A 20,853-nucleotide genomic window follows, 5' to 3' on the forward strand; every position below is an offset into this window, starting at 1 on the left:
GATCAGGCCTCCGCCGCGAGTTCTTCAGAGGCCTTTCTGCGGTTGCTGGTTACCCGCAAATAGAGCCGTTCAATCGGATGCTTCATCATGTTTTGCAAGGCGCCCGAGAACAGGATAACCAGCCCCTGCAACACCACGACAATGCGTGCGTCTACCGAGTATTCGAACTGCAATTCACTGCCGCCCTGGGTGAGGAAGCCGAACAGCAAACTGGCGATCACGATGCCGAAAGGGTGATTGCGCCCCATCAGAGCAACCGCAATACCGGTGAAACCCATCTGGTTGACCAGATTCAGCTTGATCTGGTGGGCTTCACCCTGCACCACGTTCAGCGCCATAAAGCCGGCCAGACCACCGCCAATGATCATGATCATGATGACGGTACCCGGAATGCTGATGCCACCGTACTGGGCACCGGAGGCGTTGCTGCCCATGGCCCGTACTTCATAGCCCCAGCGGGTCCGCCAGAGGAAGAACCAGACGGCAAAGGCAACAAACAGCGCCCAGAACATCGACAGGTTAAGCGGTGAGCGATCAATTGAAATACCAATCAGCGCCAGCGCTTCATGCATTTTCGGGATCCAGGAAGACGGATCAAAGACCGCACTTTCCACCGACATGGTGCCGGCCGGCTTCATGAAGTTGATCAACAGGTAGTTCATCAGCGAGGCGGCGATGAAGTTGAACATGATGGTGGTAATAACGATGTGCGAGCCGCGCTTGGCCTGCAGCCAGGCGGGAATCAGCGCCCAGAGGCCACCGAACACAAAGGCCGCAATAATGCTGATCGGCAGCAACACAATAAACGGCACATGGCCGCCCAGCCCCAGACAGACCAGGCCGACGCCCAGTGCGCCGATATAGGCCTGGCCTTCACCACCGATGTTGAACATACCGGCCTGAAACACCACCGCCACGGCCAGCCCGGTAAAGATGTAACTGGTCATGTAATAAAGGGTGTAGCCCCAGCCATAGGAGCTGCCAAAGGCGCCATAAACCATGGCCTGTAACGCATCGAGCGGATTAATGTTCAGATACCAGAAGACCAGAGCCGCTGCCAGGGCCGCCATGGCCACGTTGGCCAGAGGGATGACCCCTACGGTGATCCAGGCGGGTATTCGGTGTTGACTCATGCTGGTTCCTCCGCCTGCAACGCCTTGATGTCATCGGGAACAATGTTGGCCATCATCAGGCCAAGGGTCCGTTCGTCGGCTTTGTCGGCTGGTACTTCGCCGACGATGGTGCCGTCGAACATCACCAGAATGCGGTCTGACAAAGAGCGGATTTCATCCAGCTCAACCGAGACCAGCAAAATGGCCTTGCCAGCGTCGCGCATTTCCAGGATACGTTTGTGAATGGATTCGATCGCGCCAATGTCGACGCCCCGTGTTGGCTGTCCAATCAGCAGGACATCCGGGTTTTGTTCGATTTCGCGGGCAATCACCAGCTTTTGCTGATTACCCCCGGAGAAGTTGGCCGTTTTGAGATAGGGATCCTGCGGGCGAACGTCCCAGCGTTCCATCTTTTCCTTACAGTCTTCAATAATAGCGCCTTGCTTCATTTGCAAGGCACCGTTGTATTCGTGGTTGCGGTGGTAGCCAAGAACAAAGGCTTCGTAAGCCGAAAACGTGTTAATCAGGCCCATGCGATGCCGGTCTTCCGGAATGTGCCCGATGCCAGCCTTGCGTACTTGCGACGGGTTCATCGGGTGCTGGACATCGAGGGTGTGGCCGTTCAAATCGATGGTACCACTGTCGACCGGGGTAATGCCCGCCAGCGTTTCCAGCAGTTCGGACTGGCCATTGCCGGAAACCCCGGCAATACCAACGATCTCGCCGGCACGCACATCCAAAGAGACGTTATCGAGGCGTTTAACCCCGGCGCTGTCGGTCATGCTCAGATTGCGAACCGACAGCTTCACATCACCCGGGGCTGAATCGCCTTTGTCGACTTGCAACAATACCTTGCGACCGACCATCAGCTCCGCCAGTTCTTCCTGGTTGGTCTCGGCCGTTTTGACATGGGCGACCATCTCGCCGCGCCGCATCACCGATACGTTGTCGGTCGCCGCCAGAATCTCGCGTAATTTATGGGTAATCAGAATAACCGTGGTGCCCTGAGCCTTCAGCGAGTCGAGTACTTTGAACAGATGCTCGGTTTCCTGCGGGGTCAGCACGCCGGTGGGTTCGTCCAAAATCAGAATCCGGGCGCCGCGATACAGGGCCTTAAGAATTTCGATGCGTTGCTGAAACCCTACCGACAATTCTTCAACGGGCTGGTCCAGCGGTACCGACAGGCCGAATTCATCCGATAACCGGTTCAGTTCAGTTCGGGCTTTATCGAGGCTGTCATCAATCAGTTCACCGCTCTCGGCGCCCAGAACGACGTTCTCCAGCGCAGTAAAGTTCTGAATCAGCATGAAATGCTGATGGACCATGCCAATGCCGGACGCAATGGCGGTTTTGGAATCCCTGATCTTCAGCACCTGGCCATCGATGGCAATGTCACCCTGGTCGGCTTCGTAAAAGCCGTAGATGATGCTCATCAGCGTGGACTTGCCAGCACCGTTTTCGCCGACGATGCCGTGAATGGTGCCTTTTTCGACCTTCAGATCGATGTTCTTATTGGCATGTACCGCACCAAAGTGCTTGTCGATGCCGCGCAGCTCGAGGGCGTATTCTGCAGCAGAGTGGGTCTGGGCAGTCATGGGTCACCCGGTCAGTAGAGGTTAATGGAAACGCTGTATGCTCTGAGAGTAGCCGAACATGCGTCGGGTCTCACTCGGTTCGGAAATCGTCCGGACCGTACGTCGCCCTCCCCCGGAGTCTGACAGACAACGCGGAAGGGCGTTAATAATACATCGGCCGGAACCGGGGCAGGCCCGGGAACCGGCCGGATAGGATGTGACCGTCAAGAATCATCACCCCAATAAAAAAGCACTTGCCGCCAGGCAGGTGCTTTTAACAGCATCGAGCTGTGATCAGATATCGCAGCTGCTGGTGGCAGTGTAGTCGTGAACGTTGATGGAACCGTCCACGATACCGGCCCGGATTTCAGCCATACGAGTCTGCATTTCCTCGGTGATCAGGTCTTCGTTGAACTCGTCCAGAGCCCAATCGACGCCGTTGGCGCCCAGGTCCAGCACCTTGATGCCGCCTTCCCACTCACCGGCCTGAGCTTCTTCCCAGGAGGCGTAAGCCGCAACACCCACACGCTTGACCATGGAGGTCAGCATGGTGCCTGGCTGCAGGTAGTTTTGGTTGGAATCGACGCCGATGGCATAAACGCCTTCGTCAGCCGCAGCCTGGTAAACACCGATACCGGTTCCACCGGCAGCAGCGAAGATCACGTCTGCACCCTGGGAAATCTGTGACTTGGCCAGTTCAGAACCACGAGCCGGGTCGTTAAACGCCGCCGGGGTTGAACCCGTCATGTTCTCGAAGTACTCGATGTCGCTGTTCACATACTTGGCACCCTGCTGGTAACCGCAGGCAAACTTGCGAATCAGCGGAATGTCCATGCCACCGACAAAACCAACCGCATCGGTTTCAGAGGCCATGGCAGCCAGCGCGCCGACCAGGAAAGAACCCTGATGCTCGGCGAAGACAATGGACTGAACGTTCGGCAGGTCAACCACAGAGTCGATGATGGAGAACTGAACATCCGGATACTCAGACGCTACTTTCTCAACCGAGGATGAGTAGTTGAAGCCTACCGCGACGATCGGGCTGAAACCACGATCGGCCAGACGGCGCAGGCCCTGCTCACGCTGCTCTTCGTTTTGCGGTTCAAATTCACGGACGGCAATGCCTTTGTCCATGGTGAACTGCTCGGCACCGTTGCGATAGACCGCTTCGTTAAAGGATTTGTCGAACTTGCCTGCTGTGTCATAGACGACCGCAGGTTGAAAATCTTCCGCTGCGGCGATGGCAGCAGAAAAGGACAGCACAGCTGCAGCAGCCGCTTTCAGCATTGGTTTCATGGTGAATCCCCTTTCAGCGTTAATGTTATGGTTGTTTTGCATACGCCCAACGAGCCCCTCAAGGGGCCATTGGAAGCACTCTAGGCAAAGCTGACCATCTGGTCAACCCCGCAAAGCTCGTTTGCAACAAACTGTTGCATTATACACAGCCACTTCGTCGTTACATCGCTAGAATCACAGCTGATTCATCCTGGATTCATCTATCGCGAGCGGGCCCGGCATTACTGGCCTGTTCAGCCTTCCAGTAAGGGCACCGGGCACTGATTGTTCGAGGAGTAGTCGTGCACCCGAATACGACCGTCAATGATGCGATCACGCAACTGGGTCATCTCTTTTTCCATATCCAGCGTGACCAGCTGACGATTGAAAATATCCAGCGACCAGTCCACGCCATTTTCGGCCAGGCCCAGCTGCTGCACTCCGGGCTGCCACTGACCGTTCACGGCCTGCTCCCAACTGGTGTAAGCCGCGACACCCACCCGCTTGACCATGGAAGTCAGCATGGTGCCCAGGTGCAGGTAGTTCTGGCTGGAGTCGACCGCAATGGCCAGCGTACCACTGTCTTTGGCCGCCCGGTAAACACCAACGCCACTGCCACCGGCAGCGGCGTAAATCACCTCGGCGCCCCGCTCAAACAGTTCCAGTGCCAACTCGTTACCACGCTCGGGGCTCGACCAGGCCTGGGGGGTGTCGCCGATCATGCGCACCATGACCTGAGAATCATCGTCGACGTAATGCGCACCCTGGGCATAACCGCAGGCGAAGCCGCGAATAAAAGGCAGATCCATGCCACCGACAAACCCCAGCGGCGAACCGTCGGTTCTCATCGCCGACAGCGCCCCTACCAGGAACGACCCTTCCCACTCTTTAAAGATCAGGGACTGAACGTTTGGCAGATCAACCACAGAGTCGATAATGGTGAACTGGATATCCGGAAATTCCGGCGCCACGGTGGTCAGCGCGGGGGCGTAGGAGAAGCCTACCGCGACGATCGGGCTGCGCCCCTGACTGGCCAGGTCCCGCAGAGCCGATTCAAACGCGTCGGCGGTGGAGGGGTTTACCTCCACAACATCAATATCGTAGGTGGACTGAAACCGGGTTACGCCTTCACGGAACACCGCTTCATTAAAGGAGTTATCAAATTTAACACCGTCGGAGTAGGCCACGGCGGGCAGCACCTCGGCACTTGCCCAACTAACGCTTACAGCCAGAACAACACTGAACATACGAACCAATTTCATGCAAACCTCATATTTGACCTAGCGGTTAGTTTTTACACAGTATAAGGACTCTTGCCTGCCTGATCGAGCCTTGTTGACAACAATCAGCAGCAGTACCTCCGGCAGATAAAGGGCGTACTCACATCACCCGCACCCCCGACGCAGGAATCCGGGTCTATCACTCAGGTTCAGTCGGTTTTCAATAAGAAAGGGCCAGCCGGTTGGCTGGCCCTTTCCGTTGGGCGGGAATTTTAAAGCGAGGATTGTACCAAGTTGACCAATGAGTCAGATGTTATGCCAAAATGGGCATACAGGTCACCGGCGGGAGCCGATTCACCGAAGCTGGTCATGCCCAGCACCGCACCATCGAGACCCACGTACTTGTACCAGTAGTCGGCAATGCCGGCTTCCACGGCGAAGCGCTTGATACCGCGTGGCAGGACGGCATCGCGGTAGGCGGCGTCCTGGGCGTCGAAACGCTCGGTGCAGGGCATTGAAACCACGCGCGTCGCCACACCCTTCGCTTCCAGCGCTTCAGCGGCTTCAACCGCCAAACCCACTTCGGAACCGGTGGCGATCAGAACCGCAGCCGGCGTGCCGTTGCTGTCTTTGAGCACGTAACCGCCCCGTTCGATGTCAGCCAGTTGCTGCGCTGAGCGTTTTTGGTGCGTCAGACCCTGACGGGAGAACACCAGGGCGCTTGGCCGGTCGCTGCTTTGAATCGCCGACTTCCAGGCAACGGCACTTTCCACCGCATCGGCCGGACGCCAGGTATCCAGATTCGGTGTCAGGCGCAGTGACGACAGCTGCTCTACCGGCTGGTGCGTCGGGCCATCTTCGCCCAGGCCAATGGAGTCGTGGGTGTAGACGTGAATCAGCGGCTGCTTCATCAATGCCGACATGCGCACCGCGTTGCGGGCGTATTCCATGAAGATCAGGAAGGTGGCGCCATAGGGGCGGAAGCCGCCATGTAAGGCCAGGCCGTTCATAATGGCGGTCATGCCGAATTCACGCACACCATAGAAGCAGTAGTTGCCGTCTGGCTCGGCCTGGCTGATGCCACGCGCGCCGCTCCACAGCGTCAGGTTCGACCCAGCCAAATCGGCCGACCCGCCCAGCAGTTCAGGCAGATTGGGCGCCAGTGCTTCAATGGCGTTTTGCGATGCCTTGCGGCTGGCGATGGTTTCCGCCTTGTCGTTAACACTGGCGATGTAGTCGCTGGCGATCTTGTCGAAATCGGCCGGCAGGTCACCTTTCATGCGGCGCTCAAATTCAGCCGCCAGGTCAGGATAGGCGGCTTTGTATTCGGCGAATCGATCATCCCACTCCGACTCGGCCTTGCGGCCCTTGCCACGGGCATCCCAGGCGTCGTAGATGTCTTGCGGGACTTCGAAGGCACCGTGAGTCCAGCCCAGCTTCTTGCGGGCCAGCTCAATTTCATCATCACCCAGGGGCGCACCGTGGCTGGATTCCTTGCCTTCTTTATTGGGTGAACCGAAACCGATGATGGTCTTGCAGCAGATCAGCGTTGGCTGGTCGGTGTTTTCCCGGGCGGTTTCAATGGCCTGTTGAATCTCTTCCGGGTCGTGACCGTTTACCCGCGGAATCACTTGCCAGCCGTATGCCTCAAACCGCTTGACGGTATCATCAGTAAACCAGCCGGCGACTTCGCCGTCGATCGAAATGCCATTGTCGTCATAAAACGCAATCAGTTTGCCCAGTCCCAGAGTCCCCGCCAGTGAAGACACCTCATGAGACACCCCCTCCATCAGACAGCCGTCACCGAGGAAGACGTAGGTGTTGTGGTCAACAATGGTGTGCCCCTTGCGGTTGAACTGAGCCGCCAGGGTTTTCTCTGCCATGGCAAAGCCAACCGCATTGGCCAGGCCCTGACCCAGGGGGCCGGTGGTGGTCTCTACGCCCGGCGTATAACCGTATTCGGGGTGGCCCGGGGTGCGAGAATGCAACTGGCGGAACTGTTTCAGATCGTCAATGCCCAGGTCGTAGCCTGCCAGGTGCAGCAGTGAATATTGCAGCATGGAGCCATGGCCGTTGGACAGAATAAAGCGGTCGCGATCAACCCACTTCGGGTTGGTCGGGTTGTGCTTGAGGTGGTCGCACCACAGCACCTGAGCAATATCGGCCATGCCCATTGGCATGCCCGGATGACCGGATTTGGCTTTCTGCACGGCATCCATACTCAGGGCACGGATGGCATTGGCAAGTTCACTACGTGACGGCATCGAAAAGTCCTCGGCTGTTGGTTTTCGGGAGCGGCAAACACCCGGGTAAGCGGGAAAGGGCGTGAATTGTCCCAAAAATAACCGGTGGGGGCAAAGCGTCTGACGCATCCGTGCAGATTAATCGCACAAATCTATATCAAAATATATTGATATAGTTATTGAGAAAGCCGGGGGGCACTGCTAGTCTTGCCGCCATGAAACTTGACCTCGTACCGACTTTCTTTAAAGCCATCGGTGACCCGACCCGCCTGACCGTGCTGCAGGCGCTGGGCCACGGGGCTTTTGGCGTGCTTGAACTGAGCGATTTGCTCGACGTTCGCCAGTCCGGTATGAGCCACCATCTGAAGATATTGAGCAAGGCCGGCTGGGTGGAAAGCCGCCGTGAAGGCAACAGCATTTATTACCGCCGGTCGCTCGGCGATGCGCTCTCGATTCAGCAGCAACTGTTCCGCGAGCTCGATCAGTATGAACTGCCTGACGATTTGCAACGTAAACTCGCCGACATACGCGCGGCCCGCCTGAACGCGGCCCAGGCGTTCTTTGCCAACCACGCCGACGAGTTTGAATTGCACCAGGAGCGCATTGCCCTGTTTCATCAGTACGGCCCGGAGACGCTGCAACTGCTGGACAGCTGCCGCCAGCAGTCGCATCAGCGTGCACTGGAGGTCGGACCCGGCAAAGGGGAATTTCTGACCGCGTTGAACGACCGGTTTCGCCAGGTAGTCGGCATTGATATTTCCGCCGCCATGCTGGAGCAAGCACGCATTCCGGCACAACAGTTAAGCCACGTTAAGTTGCGCGAAGGCGATACCGAAAGCCTGATGGCCGAGGATGAGCAATTCGATGTCGTGGTCTATAACATGGTGCTGCATCACGTACCCGCACCCGGCCAGGAAGTGGTCAATTGCGCACACCTGATGGCGCCGGGCGCCTTGCTGGTGATTACCGACCTGTGCCGCCACGATCAGGAGTGGGCGCATCATCAGTGCGGCGACCAGTGGCTCGGTTTCGAGCCGGATGAATTGCACCAGTGGGCCGAATCGGCCGGGCTGGATCACGAACAGGGGCGCTTCCTGGCCCTGCGCAACGGCTTTCAGGTGCAGACCCAGGTCTACCGCAAGCCGCCGCAAACACCGCTTTTTACTGATACCAGCGAGGCAAACGCCGCTGCTGGACACCCACTCACGTCGCTGAACTGAGGAACACAGCCCATGAGCGAGTACAGCCTCTTTACTTCCGAATCGGTCTCTGAAGGCCATCCGGACAAAATGGCCGACCAGATATCCGACGCCGTCCTGGACGCCATTCTGACTGAAGACAAAAACGCCCGCGTTGCCGTCGAGACGATGGTCAAGACCGGCATGGCGATCATCGCCGGTGAAGTCCGCACCGATACCTACGTCGATCTGGAAGACATCGTCCGCGATGTGATTCTCGACATTGGTTACGACAGCTCCGACGTCGGTTTCGACGGTGCTTCCTGTGCGGTATTGAACGCCATCGGCAAGCAGTCGTCCGACATCGCCCAGGGCGTTGACGAAGCCGACAACAAAGACCTCGGCGCCGGCGACCAGGGCCTGATGTTCGGTTACGCCACCAACGAAACCGACTCCTACATGCCCGCCCCTATTTACTACAGCCACCGTCTGGTTGAACACCAGGCCAAGCTGCGCAAAAACGGCGTGCTGCCCTGGTTGCGTCCGGATGCCAAATCACAGGTCACACTGCGTTACGAAAACGGCCTGCCGGTCGCCGTCGACGCCGTCGTACTGTCGACCCAGCACAACCCGGAAATCAGCTTGTCTGATCTGCGCGAAGCGGTGATGGAACACATCATCAAGCCCGTATTGCCGGTTGAGTGGCTGCACAGCGACACCCGCTACCACATCAACCCGACCGGTAACTTCGTGATCGGTGGCCCGGTGGGCGACTGTGGCCTCACCGGCCGCAAGATCATTGTCGACACCTATGGCGGCATGGCCCGCCACGGTGGCGGTGCGTTCTCCGGCAAAGACCCGTCAAAAGTCGACCGCTCAGCAGCCTACGCCGGCCGCTATGTCGCCAAGAACATCGTTGCTGCCGGCCTGGCCGACAAGTGCGAGATTCAGGTGTCCTACGCGATCGGTGTATCCGAGCCGACTTCGATCTCAATCAATACCTTTGGCACCAACAAGGTCGACGAAGCACTGATCGCCGACCTGGTGCGCGAGCACTTCGACCTGCGCCCGCGCGGCATCATCGAAATGCTCGACCTGCTGCGCCCGATTTATCGACCCACTGCCGCCTACGGCCACTTTGGCCGCGAAGGCTTCAGCTGGGAAGCCACCGACAAGGCCGACGCGCTGAAAGCCGGGGCGAAGTTATAAGCTGTTAGCTATGAGCTGTTAGCTGCGAGCGTCGAGGTGTTAGCTCAAAACTCGTAGCTCGCCGCTCAATACTTTCTTTTCAGGAGATGACTATGACCACTGCCGTGAATCTGGATACCTTCACCGACTACAAAGTCGCTGATATTTCCCTGGCCGCCTATGGCCGCAAAGAAATCAACATCGCCGAGCGTGAAATGCCGGCGCTGATGGCCCTGCGCAACAAGTACAAGGCCGACCAGCCGCTCAAGGATGCTCGCATCATGGGCTGCATTCACATGACCATTCAGACCGCCGTACTGATCGAAACCCTGGTCGAACTCGGTGCGGAAGTGCGCTGGTCATCCTGCAACATTTTCTCGACTCAGGATCACGCCGCTGCCGCCATTGCCGCTGCCGGCATCCCGGTCTTTGCCTGGAAAGGCGAAACCGAAGAAGAGTTCCTGTGGTGCATCGAGCAAACCATTCTCGCTGAAAAAGAAAGCAACGACGTCTGGAACGCCAACCTGATTCTCGACGACGGCGGCGACCTGACCGAGATGGTTCACAGCAAATACCCGCAATTGCTGAACGACATTCACGGCATTTCGGAAGAAACCACCACCGGCGTGCACCGTCTGCTGGAAATGCTGGAAGCAGGCACACTGAAAGTACCGGCGATCAACGTGAACGACGCCGTAACCAAATCAAAGAACGACAACAAATACGGCTGCCGTCACTCGCTGAACGATGCGATCAAGCGCGCGACAGACCACCTGCTGGCCGGCAAGAAAGCCCTGGTCATCGGCTACGGTGACGTGGGCAAAGGCTCTGCCGCGTCACTGCGTCAGGAAGGCATGATCGTAAAAGTCACCGAGATCGACCCGATCTGTGCGATGCAGGCCTGCATGGACGGTTTCGAAGTGGTATCGCCGTACAAAAACGGCATCAACGATGGCACCGAAGCCAGCATCAACACTGAGGTTCTCGGCACCACCGATCTGATCGTCACCACCACCGGCAACACCAATGTCTGCGACGCCAACATGCTCAAAGCATTGAAGAACGGTGCTGTGGTCAGCAACATCGGTCACTTCGACAACGAGATCGATACCGCCTACATGCGCAAGAACTGGCGCTGGGATGAAATCAAACCCCAGGTCCATCAGATCTTCCGCTCCGACGACGCCGATGATTATCTGATTCTGCTGTCCGAAGGCCGTCTGGTGAACCTCGGCAACGCCACGGGTCACCCGAGCCGCATCATGGATGGTTCGTTCGCCAACCAGGTACTGGCTCAGATGTACCTGTACGAGCAAAAGTTCGCTGACCTGCCGGCCGACCAGAAAGCCGAAGCACTGTACGTGAAAATTTTGCCGAAGAAGCTCGACGAAGAAGTAGCAGCAGAAATGGTGCGCGGCTTTGGCGGTGTCATCACCACCCTGACCGAAACCCAGGCCAAATACATCCGGGTACCGGTTGAAGGCCCATTCAAACCAAACGACTACAAATACTGAGTCGAGGTTGGCGTTTGGGCTGCCTGGGAGGTGTTGGCCCGCAACGGCCACCAGGTATGCCCCTGTGGGGTCGGCGTGAACCCATCCTTGGGGCCTAGGCCGCAACATCCATGTTGCGGACTACCCCACAGGGACACACCCGGCACCCGCTGCTAATCTTCCGGGCGGTACCTTGAAACCTGAAAACCCACGCTAGTATTTAATGCTAGCACCGAGCAGAGTGGCAGTTGCCGGGTGTACCTATCCGGGGAAGTCCGCAGCAAGGATGCTGCGGCCTAGGCCCCACGGACGGGTTCACGCCGACCCCGGATAGGTACACCCGGTGGCTGCCACGGACTCCTGACTCCTAAGCAGGAATGACCAGAGAAGACACTCATGCCCAATTCCGTTCCTGTCAGCTTCGAGTTTTTTCCACCGAAGACAGACGCTGGCTACGAAAAACTGCTGAACGTTCACAGCGAACTGAAGGCTGCCGATCCCGAATTTTTTTCGGTCACCTATGGTGCCGGTGGCTCCACTCAGGAGCGTACCATCAGCACGGTGATCGAACTGAACCAGCGCGGTGTGCAAACGGCTCCGCATTTATCGTGCATTGGTGCAACTGAAGCGACGCTCACCAACCTGCTCGACCGTTACAAAGACGCCGGCATTCGCCGTATTGTTGCACTGCGCGGCGACTTGCCTTCAGGTATGGGCGGTACCGGCGGTGATTTCCGCTACGCCGCTGATCTGGTGCGGTTTATTCGTGAACGCTACGACGATACGTTCAAGCTGGAAGTGGCGGCCTACCCGGAAATGCATCCGCAGGCGCCCAATTTTGATCGCGATGTCGACAACTTCGTGGCAAAGGCCAATGCCGGTGCCAATACCGCCATTACGCAATATTTTTACAGCGTGGATGCCTATGTTCACTTCGTTAGCGAAGTGCGCAAGCGCGGTTGCGAGATCGATATCGTGCCCGGCATCATGCCGATCACACAGGTATCAAACCTGATCCGTTTTTCCGATGCTTGCGGTGCCGATATTCCGCGCTGGTTGCGCAAGCAACTGGAAGCCTGCGGTGATGACAGCGCCCGCATTCAGTCGATTGGTTTGGAAGTGGTGAGCAGTTTGTGCCGCGAACTGATCAATGCAGGCGCGCCGGCCCTGCACTTTTACACCATGAACCGGTCAGAGCCATCACTGGCGATTATTGACCAGCTGTAACCGGCTCTCAAGCCCTTACCGCCGGTCGCAAAAGTTCGACCGGCAGCCCCAGCTTAACCGGGTCTGCCGGCCCTTCCACGGTAATACCGTCGGCTTCGATATCGATGTCTCTGGGTGGCAGAGGCGACTGTTCGCTCAGCTTGTACAACTGTCGCACCCGATTAGGCTGGTTTTTATCATTGTGTCGCAACACCAGACCGGCGCAGCCATTGCTCAGCCGAACGCAGGAACCAAGCGGGTAGAGACCCTGAGTCGCGATCAACTGTTGAATCAGCCGTGCATCAAAAGCCGACTGTTTGTGCAGCGCACCGAGCGCCGCCGTCGGCCGGTAAAATACTTGCTCATCCACCACCTTGTAGGCCAGGCGGTCCACCGCTGCGATCAGCTTTGCCATGGGCTGCTCTTTGGCACCCAGCCGTCGCAGCAATGCATGCGTCATCCAGGGGGTGATGCCCGCATCGGCATAGGCGTTTTTTGAGGAAGGCGACCGCACCTGATGGTCGGCCTGCACCAGGCTGATCGCCAGGCGCTGTTCAATGTCGGAATTGTCTTCGCTGCGAATTCGGCTATGAACCAGCAAACCGAAGCGGTCCTGGAGCCAGACCTGGCTGAGCGTTCGCAATGATTCAACCAGCTCGGTACTGGCCTCGGCCTTGTTAAGCGCCTGCTGTTTGCGCACGGCCGCCAGGGCGTTGCGCCAGGTCGCGGCGATGTCGAGCGTTACCGTCAGCTCCGGTGACTTTGAGGTTGCTCTGGGCGCAGGCGTCGCCTTATTACTGCGCGGCTTAAAGCGTACCGGCACCTCGCCATTGGGCAACAGAAACCGGGCGGGTATTTCATCCCGGTTACCACCGTTTTTAACGAAGTTGATGTGATCGCGCTGCAGGTCGGTAACAACCGCTGAAAATTGCACCTCGGTTTGTGGCAACAGCGCAGTGTACTTACAGCCAATGCCCGTCACGCCGGTCGATTCGTCGTAGTCTGAGCGCAGCATATCCGCCTGGAAACTCAGCTGAGTTTCGTTGGGAAAGGTCAACTCAACCGACAGCGGTTCGCCCTGCGTGTCAAAAAGCTCAGTCAGGTCGCCCTCAAACTCCAGCCTGCAGCCCTCTACCGACATATCGCGCAGCACGCCAAAGCGTACCTCACCGTTTTCACTGAGCACCCGGGCATCAATGATCAGGCTGCGCCGGGCCAGCGCGCGGAAGCTTTTGCGGCGTTGCAGATAATAGAGTTCGGTTGGCAGTGGGCATTGGTAGCGCGGGTCGGACTCGGTACCGATCGATTTTGCCTGTAACTGGCGGGCACGAATCCGCACGCCGTCGAAATAGGTTTCCAGCGTAAACGACTCGCCTACCACCAGATACCGTGCCATGACTTTGGGCATGGGCTCGTCGAGCACAAGCACACGTTCTCGGGGTTTGATTTCCACGAGGTAGGTCGTCAGGCTGCGATGCCTTTCGGGGAACACCAGCGTAACCGGGGCCATCTGCTGCTTCGCCTGACGAAACATGCGCAGAATATCGGCCTCTTTGGTTACGAACTCGCCCTCTGTATCGGTTGTCACCGAAGCCTCTTGGTTTTATCACTGTCGCGTCAGTCTACCACTGTCTGCGGGGTGGCTGAACAAGCAACGAACAGGCAACCTCAGCCCGGATTTGCACGCTCCATTCACGATGCCCGTCTACCGCCGCAGGCCAATCAATAGTACCCTTGGCGTCTGGTTAACTGGCACGGAATTCTCGCATGGCACACAAGGTATTCATCGACGGACAGTACGGCACCACCGGCCTGCAAATCCAACAGCGTCTGGAGGCCCACCCCGACGTCGACCTGCTGACCGTCCCGCAGGATAAACGCCGCGATGCCTTGCTGCGCGATGAATGCCTGAACGAAGCCGATGTCGTGTTTCTGTGCCTGCCGGACGATGCCGCACGCGAAGCCGTCGGCCTGGTCACTAACCCAAAAACCGTCATCATCGATGCCTCCAGCGCCCACCGGGTCTCACCGGACTGGGTATACGGCGTGCCGGAGCTGCCCGGTCAGCGCGAACTGCTGCTCAACAGCAACCGCATCGCCAACCCGGGCTGCTACCCGACCGGCATGACGCTGCTGACCAAGCCGCTGGTCGATGCCGATCTGATTCCCAAAGACTACCCGCTCGCGGTTCATGCCATTACCGGCTACAGCGGCGGTGGCAAAGGCATGATCGCCGACTATAAAGGCTACAGCGAGGCCGAGCAGGACGACGTCGCCGCCCGGCCCAAAAACCTCGACCTGATGCACAAGCATCTGCCCGAAATGCAGCGCATACCGGGCTTTCAGTTCCCGCCCGTGTTCGTGCCAACCGTCGGTAATTTCGAACAGGGCATGATCGTTCAGGTACCGTTGCACGCGCGCCTGCTCGGTGGCCCGGCAACAGCCCTGCATGAGCGCCTGGCCGCCACTTACGGCGGTGAGCCCTTCGTGCACCTGTTCCCGCTGAACGATCAGTCCCAGCTTGAAGACGGCTTCCTGAAGCCCACCGCCTGCAACGGCACCAACCGGATTGAACTGTTCGTCTATGCGGCCGATAACGGCCTGATCATGCTGATGGCGCGGCTCGACAACCTGGGCAAGGGCGCATCCGGTGCGGCGGTTCAAAACATGAACCTGCGCCTGGGGCTCGATGAAACCACGGGCCTGCTGTAACGCGTCGGCCATCTGATGAGAATTTCCCGAATCTACCTGCCCGATGCCGACGGCCCGGGCACCCAACTGCCCTTGCCCGAGGGCGCTCATGGCCATCTGGTGCGCGTGCTGCGCCTGGGCGATGGCGCGCCGGTTGAGGTGTTCAATGGCCGTGGTGGGCGCTTTTCGGCAACGCTGACTGACGTCTCCAAACGCAGTGCGTCGGTCAGCCTGGTGCAACGGCTTGAGCCCGTTGCACCCTCGTCACTGGCAACGCATTTGGGCCTGGTGATGTCGAAGGGCGACCGGATGGACATCGCCTTGCAGAAAGCCACCGAACTCGGTGTCAGCGAGATCACCCCGCTGACCAGCGAGCGTTGCGACCTGCGCCTGAAGGCCGACAGACAAGATAAAAAACAGCAACACTGGCAGGGCGTCATCACCAGCGCCTGCGAACAATGTGGCCAGGATACCCTGCCGGTTCTGCACCCCATTACCTCACTGCACGACTGGGCCAGCAGCCGGCAACAACCACTCAAACTGGTGCTGCATACCGCCGCCCAACGGCCAGACTGGCCAAATGTAGCCCCGCAATCCGTTGCGTTTCTGGTCGGCCCCGAAGGCGGGTTAACCGACGACGAAGTGGCCTACGCCCAACAACAGGGCTTTCAAAGCTGGCAACTGGGGCAACGCATTCTCAGAACCGAGACGGCCCCATTGGCCATGCTGGCCATCTTGCAGCACCGCTGGGGCGACTTGTCGTGACCTATGGCGTCTGGCCGGGTTAGCGTTGCTTGGTTAAACTGTCGGTTATTGACTAACAGGGAGGCACCCGCATGGATGTTTTTGTATTTATACTCGCCATCATCGCCATAACCACCATTGGCGGGCTGATCAAAGAACAGATGAAACAGCGGCGCAAGGCCGATAACGCTATGGGTGTCGACCAACAAGCGCGCATCGACAAACTGGAAGCCCGCGTCGCCACGCTGGAGCGCATTCTGACCGACGACAAATCCCAGCTGCGCCAGGACATCGACGCCCTGCGTCATGGCTAACGCCATTCGGGCCTGGTACTTAGCTTAAATTTCATTTGGTGGCGGAACCCGCGCCGGATGGCAGGGCTGCTCCCGCGGGGGCGCCGTGAATAGCTCCCTGTAGGCTTAGCTTCGGGATATGAATCCCATCCATGGGATCCACCCTCCGGGCTCGCTTCGCTCATGCTAAAACGCTCCCGGCGTTTTAGTCCATGCCTCAGATACCCCCGCAAAAGCAACCCTGCCACCCGTCGCTAGTCTATTTCCAACTCCGCACCTAGATATTACTGAAAAGCAAACAACCGGCGCGCGTTGGCATAGCTCTGGCGCAGTACTTCAGCTACCGGCACCTGCTTCACATCCGCGATTTTCTCAATAATAAACGGCAAATATTTGGGCGCATTCTCGCGGCCCCGGTAGGGTGCGGGTGTCAGAAAGGGTGCATCGGTTTCAACGACCAATTGGTCCATTGGCGTCGCCGCCAGCACTTCGCGCACGTTTTCTGCCTTGTTGAAGGTGATGATGCCGTTGAACCCCAGCATAAAGCCTTGCTCCAGACAGAACTGCCCCAGCTCCAGGCCCGAGGTAAAGCTGTGAATCACGCCCTTCTTCGCCAGACTGGGCGCGAACTCCTTTAGAATGGCCTGGGTATCGGCATCGGCTTCGCGGGTGTGGATGACCACGGGCTGATCGAGCTCGGCGGCGATGGCCAGCTGCTCGGCAAACACCCGGCGCTGAACATCCCGGTCGGCATGGTCGTAGTAATAATCGAGCCCGATTTCGCCAATGGCCACAATGCGCTCATCACGACCGTGGGTGCGCAACTCTGCCGCTGTTTCGGCGGTGTAGGCCTCGGCATCGTGCGGGTGCACGCCCTGAGTGGCGTGAATCATCGGATCGAGGTCGCGCAGCTCCCGCACTCTGGCCAGGTTATCCGGCGATACCGCTATGGTCACCACCCGCTCAACGCCGACGGCGCGTGCCTGGGCCAGAACCTCGGTCAGGGCCTCGTCTTTCAGGTAATCGAGATGACAATGGGTTTCGATGATCGGGTGATCAAACACCGGTATATCGCGCTTGTTTCGGCTCATCAGAGGCCTCGATCGGGAAGCTTGGGTGGAGGGCCGCCAGTGTAATGATCCGAACACTGTAACGCCAATCGATAAACGGCGAATCATGGCACCGCCTGACGGGTATGCCGTAAACTGGCACCACTGACGGTTAAATTTCCGTGTTTCAGGTTCAAAAGAGGCCTCATGACCCCGATCAAACACCTCGTTTTCGACATGGGTGGCGTGCTGGTGCGCATTCACTGGCACCAGGAAGTCAGCCGTATTTTGCAGAAAGACGTGCCGTTCGAGCAGATTCACGCCCTCTGGGGCAACACCTACTCGACCCATGCCTTCGAGACCGGCCAGCTCGACTTTGAAGCCTTCACCGATGCCTTTATCGACGAATTCAAACCCGCGCTCGACCGGGCAACGTTTCAGGCAACGTTTCGCAACATTCTCGATGACGACTTCCCCGGCATCACCGACTTACTGCACCGCCTGCGTAAGCGCTACACCCTGAGCCTGCTCAGCAACACCAATGCCTGTCACTGGCAAATGCTGGTTGAGCGCAACACCTTTCTGCCACTGATCGACCATCATTTCACCAGCATGACCCTGGGCGTGATGAAGCCCGACCCAGCCATCTATGAAGCGGTGCAATCCGCCTTGAATGCAGACCCGGCAACCATTTTGTTTTTTGATGATGGCCTGAAAAACGTTGAAGCGGCCCGCGCGCTGGGCTGGCACGCGGAACAGGTCTTTGGACCAGAGGACATTCGCCAGCAACTGAGCCATTACCCGCTAGACTGTTAGCATCCACCTTAACAAGGACAGGTCATGGCTACGGTTCAATTTCTCGGTGCCGCTCAGGAGGTCACCGGGTCCTGTCATCTGGTGACCATGCCCGGCATCGGCCGGGTTCTGCTCGATTGCGGCATGCACCAGGGGGGCGATGCCGTCGACCGACTGAGGGATGAAACCTTTGAGTTTGATGCCAGCCGCATCGATGCACTGGTGCTTTCCCATGCCCATATGGACCATTCCGGCCTGTTGCCATTACTCGCCAAACGAGGGTTTCGCGGCCCCATTCTGTGCACAGCAGAGACCGTTGAGCTGTTGCCGATCATGCTCGAAGATGCCGCCGGGCTTTACGAGCGAGACCTCGAACGCAAGAACCGGAAACTGCTGCGCAAAGGCAAGCCGCCCATCGAACCGCTGTACACCCAGGTCGACCTGGAAACGGTTTTCTCGCTGTGCGTCGGCCAGCCCTATGATGAGCCGTTTTCGCTACTGCCCGGCCTGTCAGTCACCCTGTTCGATGCGGGCCATATTTTGGGCTCGGCCATCGTGCAGCTGGAATTCAGCGAACGAAACCAGTCCAAAAAGCTGGTTTTCAGCGGTGACCTTGGCAAGAAAGACACGCCGCTGATGAACGACCCAACCCACCTGACGGACGCCAGTATTGTGTTAATGGAAAGCACGTACGGCAACCGGGACCACCGCTCCCTGCCCGATTCCATTGTGCAGATGGAGCAGATCCTCAAGGAAACCTGGGAACAGGGCGGCAATGTGCTGATTCCGGCCTTCGCCGTTGGCCGCACCCAGGAAGTTCTGTACCACCTGGGCGCCATGCATCAGCGCGGCACGCTCGATGGCTGGCAAATCTACCTCGATAGCCCCATGGCCCACAAAGTGACAGAAGTCTATGACCACTGGTTGCATACGCTCGATTGTGGCGGTGTTAAAAAGCTGTGCGACACCGACATCCGCTTCCTGAAAGACTTCCTGCCCAGGCTGTCGGTAACGTCCAGCACCGATGATTCCATGGCCATCAACCGAATCAAAAGCGGTGCGCTGATCATCGCCGGCAGCGGCATGTGCACCGGTGGCCGCATACGGCATCACTTCAAAAACAGAATCTGGGACCGCAAAACCACCGTGGTTTTTTGTGGCTATCAGGCCCGGGGTACGCTGGGGCGACTGTTGGTCGACGGCCTGAAAACGATCAAAATGTTTGGCGATGCCTTCGCCGTCAACGCCCGCATAGAAACCATAGGCGGCTTCTCCGCCCACGCTGGTCAACAGGAATTACTGAGCTGGGCTGCGAGCTTCACCACCCAGCCGGAGTTCTATCTGGTTCACGGCGAACCCAACGCACAGGATGCCCTGGCCAGTGAACTGTGGCAGCACCATGAAATTGCGGCCACGATTCCAAAGCAAGGGGAGACGATCGTTTTCTAGTCCGCTCGCGTGCTGCCCGGAGAGGCCTTCCCAGGAAAGTGCCCCGGGCACTACCCCAGCGTCGCCAGCAGCAACCCCAATACCAGTGACACCACCATTGGCACCAGAACCAAACGCCACAACTGAGCGCTGCCCTGCCATACCGTCAGCCCGGCTTTCACCAGGTTATTAACCGCCGAGGCGATGACAATGCCCAGCACTGCGACTTCGAGAGTGGTATCGCTTAACGACATGCGCGTTAATGACAGCGTAATGGCATCCACATCGGCGATTCCGGAGGCCGCAGCGAGTAGATAAATACCCGCATCGCCCACGGCGTTGCGCAACCATTCACCAAGCAACAAGATCACCGTGATCAACACAGCGAAGTACACTGCAGAACTCAGGTCGAGCGGGTTGCGCTCGAGCACAGGCTTTTCCAGACTGACGGTCTGTTCGATGCCCCGCCAGATAAAAACAGCAGGCGCATAAAGCGCAACCGCCATAGTAATGACCGGCATCACCAACAGACCAATCAGCGCCGGATTGATCAGGTAGGCATACACCAGCAGGCGCGGAAACATGGTGCCGCAGGCGATCAGTATACCGGCGGCCAGCAGCCGGCTGGCTTCCGGCGCCTGGCGCGACAGTTTGGCGAAGTTCAGGGTGAGCGCCGTGGTCGAACTGAGCCCGGCAAACAAACTGGTGAACAATATACCTCTTCTTGCTCCGGCCATTCGTACAGCAAAGTAACCAACAAACGATATACCGGCGATCAGCACCACCAGCCACCAGATCTCATACGGGTTAATGGCTTCACCCGGCCCATACCCCTGGTTGGGAAGCAGCGGCAAGACCACGACAGATATCAACAGCAGCTTAAGCCCGGCATCCAGCTCATGCTCTTCCAGTTTGGCGAGCAACCCGTGAATTTCAGCTTTGTAGTCCAGAATCAGTGCCGTCACCACCGCTCCCGCCGCGGCCAGGAAGACACTGACTGAGAGCGCAATGGCGCCGAGCATGAAGGTCAGCAACAGGCCGATCAGGCCGGTAATGCTGAAATTCCGTTCGTGCTGCAAGCGAGCCCGGTAAGCCACCAGCGCAATGGCGGCCACGCCAAGAAAAGCGACCGGAAATACCCAGGGCGTCAGTACAGCTGACAGTAAGGCCGAAAAGCCACCCAACAGCCCCACCAGGGCATGAGTGCGAATACCCGCTATGCGCTCACCCGCCGCCAGATGCCGAGCAACCCAGCCTCGTTGCAAACCAATCAGAGCACCGAGGAACAGGGCGGCGAGTAACCGAAACGCCAGGTCAGTTTCTGACAGTGAAGAGAGGTTGGCGAGATCCATGAGGATGCTTAT

At 58.1% G+C, this 20,853-nt stretch carries 17 protein-coding genes; 9 read left to right on the forward strand and 8 right to left on the reverse strand.

Annotation, left to right across the window (positions count from 1 at the left end; genetic code table 11):
• Positions 1 to 2 precede the first annotated feature (2 nt).
• The 5 genes from EP166_RS13190 to tkt all read right to left on the reverse strand — a co-directional run bounded on the left by EP166_RS13190 (position 3) and on the right by tkt (position 7,445).
• Positions 3 to 1,133 (reverse strand): ABC transporter permease, encoded by a 1,131-nt coding sequence (locus EP166_RS13190; RefSeq protein WP_127557686.1) that lies wholly within the window; start codon positions 1,131 to 1,133, stop codon positions 3 to 5.
• The gene (locus tag EP166_RS13195) at positions 1,130 to 2,707 is read right to left on the reverse strand and encodes an ABC transporter ATP-binding protein (protein WP_127557688.1); all 1,578 of its coding nucleotides are present in this window, start codon (positions 2,705 to 2,707) and stop codon (positions 1,130 to 1,132) included. The genes EP166_RS13190 and EP166_RS13195 overlap by 4 nt, the downstream gene beginning before the upstream one ends.
• A 273-nt stretch (positions 2,708 to 2,980) precedes the next feature.
• Positions 2,981 to 3,982 carry a BMP family lipoprotein gene (locus tag EP166_RS13200; RefSeq protein ID WP_127557690.1) on the reverse strand — a complete coding sequence of 334 codons (1,002 nt, stop codon included), beginning with the start codon at positions 3,980 to 3,982 and terminating at the stop codon, positions 2,981 to 2,983.
• Between the two features lie 233 nt (positions 3,983 to 4,215).
• Complete coding sequence (locus tag EP166_RS13205) at positions 4,216 to 5,223, reverse strand: BMP family lipoprotein (RefSeq protein ID WP_127557692.1); 1,008 nt, start codon at positions 5,221 to 5,223, stop codon at positions 4,216 to 4,218.
• Between the two features lie 230 nt (positions 5,224 to 5,453).
• Positions 5,454 to 7,445 carry a transketolase gene (gene tkt / locus EP166_RS13210; RefSeq protein WP_127557694.1) on the reverse strand — a complete coding sequence of 664 codons (1,992 nt, stop codon included), beginning with the start codon at positions 7,443 to 7,445 and terminating at the stop codon, positions 5,454 to 5,456.
• A gap of 194 nt (positions 7,446 to 7,639) precedes the next feature.
• On the opposite strand from tkt, the gene EP166_RS13215 reads away from it, so the two are divergent.
• From EP166_RS13215 to metF, 4 genes are all read left to right on the forward strand, one after another.
• Complete coding sequence (locus EP166_RS13215; protein ID WP_127557695.1) at positions 7,640 to 8,644, forward strand: metalloregulator ArsR/SmtB family transcription factor; 1,005 nt, start codon at positions 7,640 to 7,642, stop codon at positions 8,642 to 8,644.
• 12 nt (positions 8,645 to 8,656) lie between these two features.
• Positions 8,657 to 9,811, forward strand: a complete 1,155-nt coding sequence (gene metK / locus EP166_RS13220) for a methionine adenosyltransferase (protein WP_127557697.1) — start codon at positions 8,657 to 8,659, stop codon at positions 9,809 to 9,811.
• A gap of 86 nt (positions 9,812 to 9,897) precedes the next feature.
• Positions 9,898 to 11,304, forward strand: coding sequence for an adenosylhomocysteinase (gene ahcY / locus EP166_RS13225; RefSeq protein WP_425470037.1), 1,407 nt, complete (start codon positions 9,898 to 9,900; stop codon positions 11,302 to 11,304).
• Positions 11,305 to 11,679: 375 nt separating this feature from the next.
• Positions 11,680 to 12,510, forward strand: coding sequence for a methylenetetrahydrofolate reductase [NAD(P)H] (gene metF, locus EP166_RS13230; protein WP_127557701.1), 831 nt, complete (start codon positions 11,680 to 11,682; stop codon positions 12,508 to 12,510).
• A gap of 7 nt (positions 12,511 to 12,517) precedes the next feature.
• On the opposite strand, the gene EP166_RS13235 is transcribed toward metF, so the two are convergent.
• Positions 12,518 to 14,077 carry a flagellar brake protein gene (locus EP166_RS13235; protein ID WP_127557703.1) on the reverse strand — a complete coding sequence of 520 codons (1,560 nt, stop codon included), beginning with the start codon at positions 14,075 to 14,077 and terminating at the stop codon, positions 12,518 to 12,520.
• Between the two features lie 179 nt (positions 14,078 to 14,256).
• Between EP166_RS13235 and argC the strand changes: the two genes are divergently transcribed.
• The 3 genes from argC to EP166_RS13250 all read left to right on the forward strand — a co-directional run bounded on the left by argC (position 14,257) and on the right by EP166_RS13250 (position 16,238).
• Entirely contained in the window at positions 14,257 to 15,201 is a 945-nt protein-coding gene (argC, locus tag EP166_RS13240; RefSeq protein WP_127557705.1) for an N-acetyl-gamma-glutamyl-phosphate reductase, read from the forward strand.
• Between the two features lie 15 nt (positions 15,202 to 15,216).
• Complete coding sequence (locus EP166_RS13245; protein ID WP_127557707.1) at positions 15,217 to 15,945, forward strand: 16S rRNA (uracil(1498)-N(3))-methyltransferase; 729 nt, start codon at positions 15,217 to 15,219, stop codon at positions 15,943 to 15,945.
• A 71-nt stretch (positions 15,946 to 16,016) separates the two neighbouring features.
• Entirely contained in the window at positions 16,017 to 16,238 is a 222-nt protein-coding gene (locus EP166_RS13250; protein WP_127557709.1) for a hypothetical protein, read from the forward strand.
• A 263-nt stretch (positions 16,239 to 16,501) separates the two neighbouring features.
• Here the strand turns inward: EP166_RS13250 and EP166_RS13255 are convergent, their stop codons facing one another.
• A complete protein-coding gene (locus tag EP166_RS13255) occupies positions 16,502 to 17,308 on the reverse strand; it encodes a TatD family hydrolase (protein WP_127557711.1) in 807 nt (268 codons plus the stop codon).
• 165 nt (positions 17,309 to 17,473) lie between these two features.
• Between EP166_RS13255 and EP166_RS13260 the strand changes: the two genes are divergently transcribed.
• Together EP166_RS13260 and EP166_RS13265 are read left to right on the forward strand one after the other, a co-directional pair.
• The gene (locus tag EP166_RS13260; RefSeq protein ID WP_127557713.1) at positions 17,474 to 18,082 is read left to right on the forward strand and encodes an HAD family hydrolase; all 609 of its coding nucleotides are present in this window, start codon (positions 17,474 to 17,476) and stop codon (positions 18,080 to 18,082) included.
• Positions 18,083 to 18,106: 24 nt separating this feature from the next.
• Positions 18,107 to 19,510: an MBL fold metallo-hydrolase RNA specificity domain-containing protein gene (locus EP166_RS13265; protein ID WP_127557715.1), complete on the forward strand. Its 1,404-nt coding sequence runs from the start codon at positions 18,107 to 18,109 to the stop codon at positions 19,508 to 19,510.
• A 50-nt stretch (positions 19,511 to 19,560) separates the two neighbouring features.
• Here EP166_RS13265 and EP166_RS13270 read toward each other — a convergent pair whose 3' ends face one another.
• On the reverse strand, positions 19,561 to 20,841 hold the full coding sequence (locus EP166_RS13270; protein ID WP_127557717.1) for an MgtC/SapB family protein: 1,281 nt from the start codon (positions 20,839 to 20,841) through the stop codon (positions 19,561 to 19,563).
• Positions 20,842 to 20,853: the final 12 nt, after the last annotated feature.

Origin of the sequence: Saccharospirillum alexandrii (assembly GCF_004000275.1) — a bacterium.
GTDB lineage: Bacteria > Pseudomonadota > Gammaproteobacteria > Pseudomonadales > Natronospirillaceae > Saccharospirillum > Saccharospirillum alexandrii.

Bases quoted from the DNA above. Each gene is read 5' to 3' on its own strand.
- EP166_RS13190 (WP_127557686.1), bottom strand. From the start codon at position 1,133: ATGAGTCAACACCGAATACCCGCCTGGATCACCGTAGGGGTCATCCCT.
- EP166_RS13195 (WP_127557688.1), bottom strand. From the start codon at position 2,707: ATGACTGCCCAGACCCACTCTGCTGCAGAATACGCCCTCGAGCTGCGC.
- EP166_RS13200 (WP_127557690.1), bottom strand. From the start codon at position 3,982: ATGAAACCAATGCTGAAAGCGGCTGCTGCAGCTGTGCTGTCCTTTTCT.
- EP166_RS13205 (WP_127557692.1), bottom strand. From the start codon at position 5,223: ATGAAATTGGTTCGTATGTTCAGTGTTGTTCTGGCTGTAAGCGTTAGT.
- tkt (WP_127557694.1), bottom strand. From the start codon at position 7,445: ATGCCGTCACGTAGTGAACTTGCCAATGCCATCCGTGCCCTGAGTATG.
- EP166_RS13215 (WP_127557695.1), top strand. From the start codon at position 7,640: ATGAAACTTGACCTCGTACCGACTTTCTTTAAAGCCATCGGTGACCCG.
- metK (WP_127557697.1), top strand. From the start codon at position 8,657: ATGAGCGAGTACAGCCTCTTTACTTCCGAATCGGTCTCTGAAGGCCAT.
- ahcY (WP_425470037.1), top strand. From the start codon at position 9,898: ATGACTATGACCACTGCCGTGAATCTGGATACCTTCACCGACTACAAA.
- metF (WP_127557701.1), top strand. From the start codon at position 11,680: ATGCCCAATTCCGTTCCTGTCAGCTTCGAGTTTTTTCCACCGAAGACA.
- argC (WP_127557705.1), top strand. From the start codon at position 14,257: ATGGCACACAAGGTATTCATCGACGGACAGTACGGCACCACCGGCCTG.
- EP166_RS13245 (WP_127557707.1), top strand. From the start codon at position 15,217: ATGAGAATTTCCCGAATCTACCTGCCCGATGCCGACGGCCCGGGCACC.
- EP166_RS13250 (WP_127557709.1), top strand. From the start codon at position 16,017: ATGGATGTTTTTGTATTTATACTCGCCATCATCGCCATAACCACCATT.
- EP166_RS13255 (WP_127557711.1), bottom strand. From the start codon at position 17,308: ATGAGCCGAAACAAGCGCGATATACCGGTGTTTGATCACCCGATCATC.
- EP166_RS13260 (WP_127557713.1), top strand. From the start codon at position 17,474: ATGACCCCGATCAAACACCTCGTTTTCGACATGGGTGGCGTGCTGGTG.
- EP166_RS13265 (WP_127557715.1), top strand. From the start codon at position 18,107: ATGGCTACGGTTCAATTTCTCGGTGCCGCTCAGGAGGTCACCGGGTCC.
- EP166_RS13270 (WP_127557717.1), bottom strand. From the start codon at position 20,841: ATGGATCTCGCCAACCTCTCTTCACTGTCAGAAACTGACCTGGCGTTT.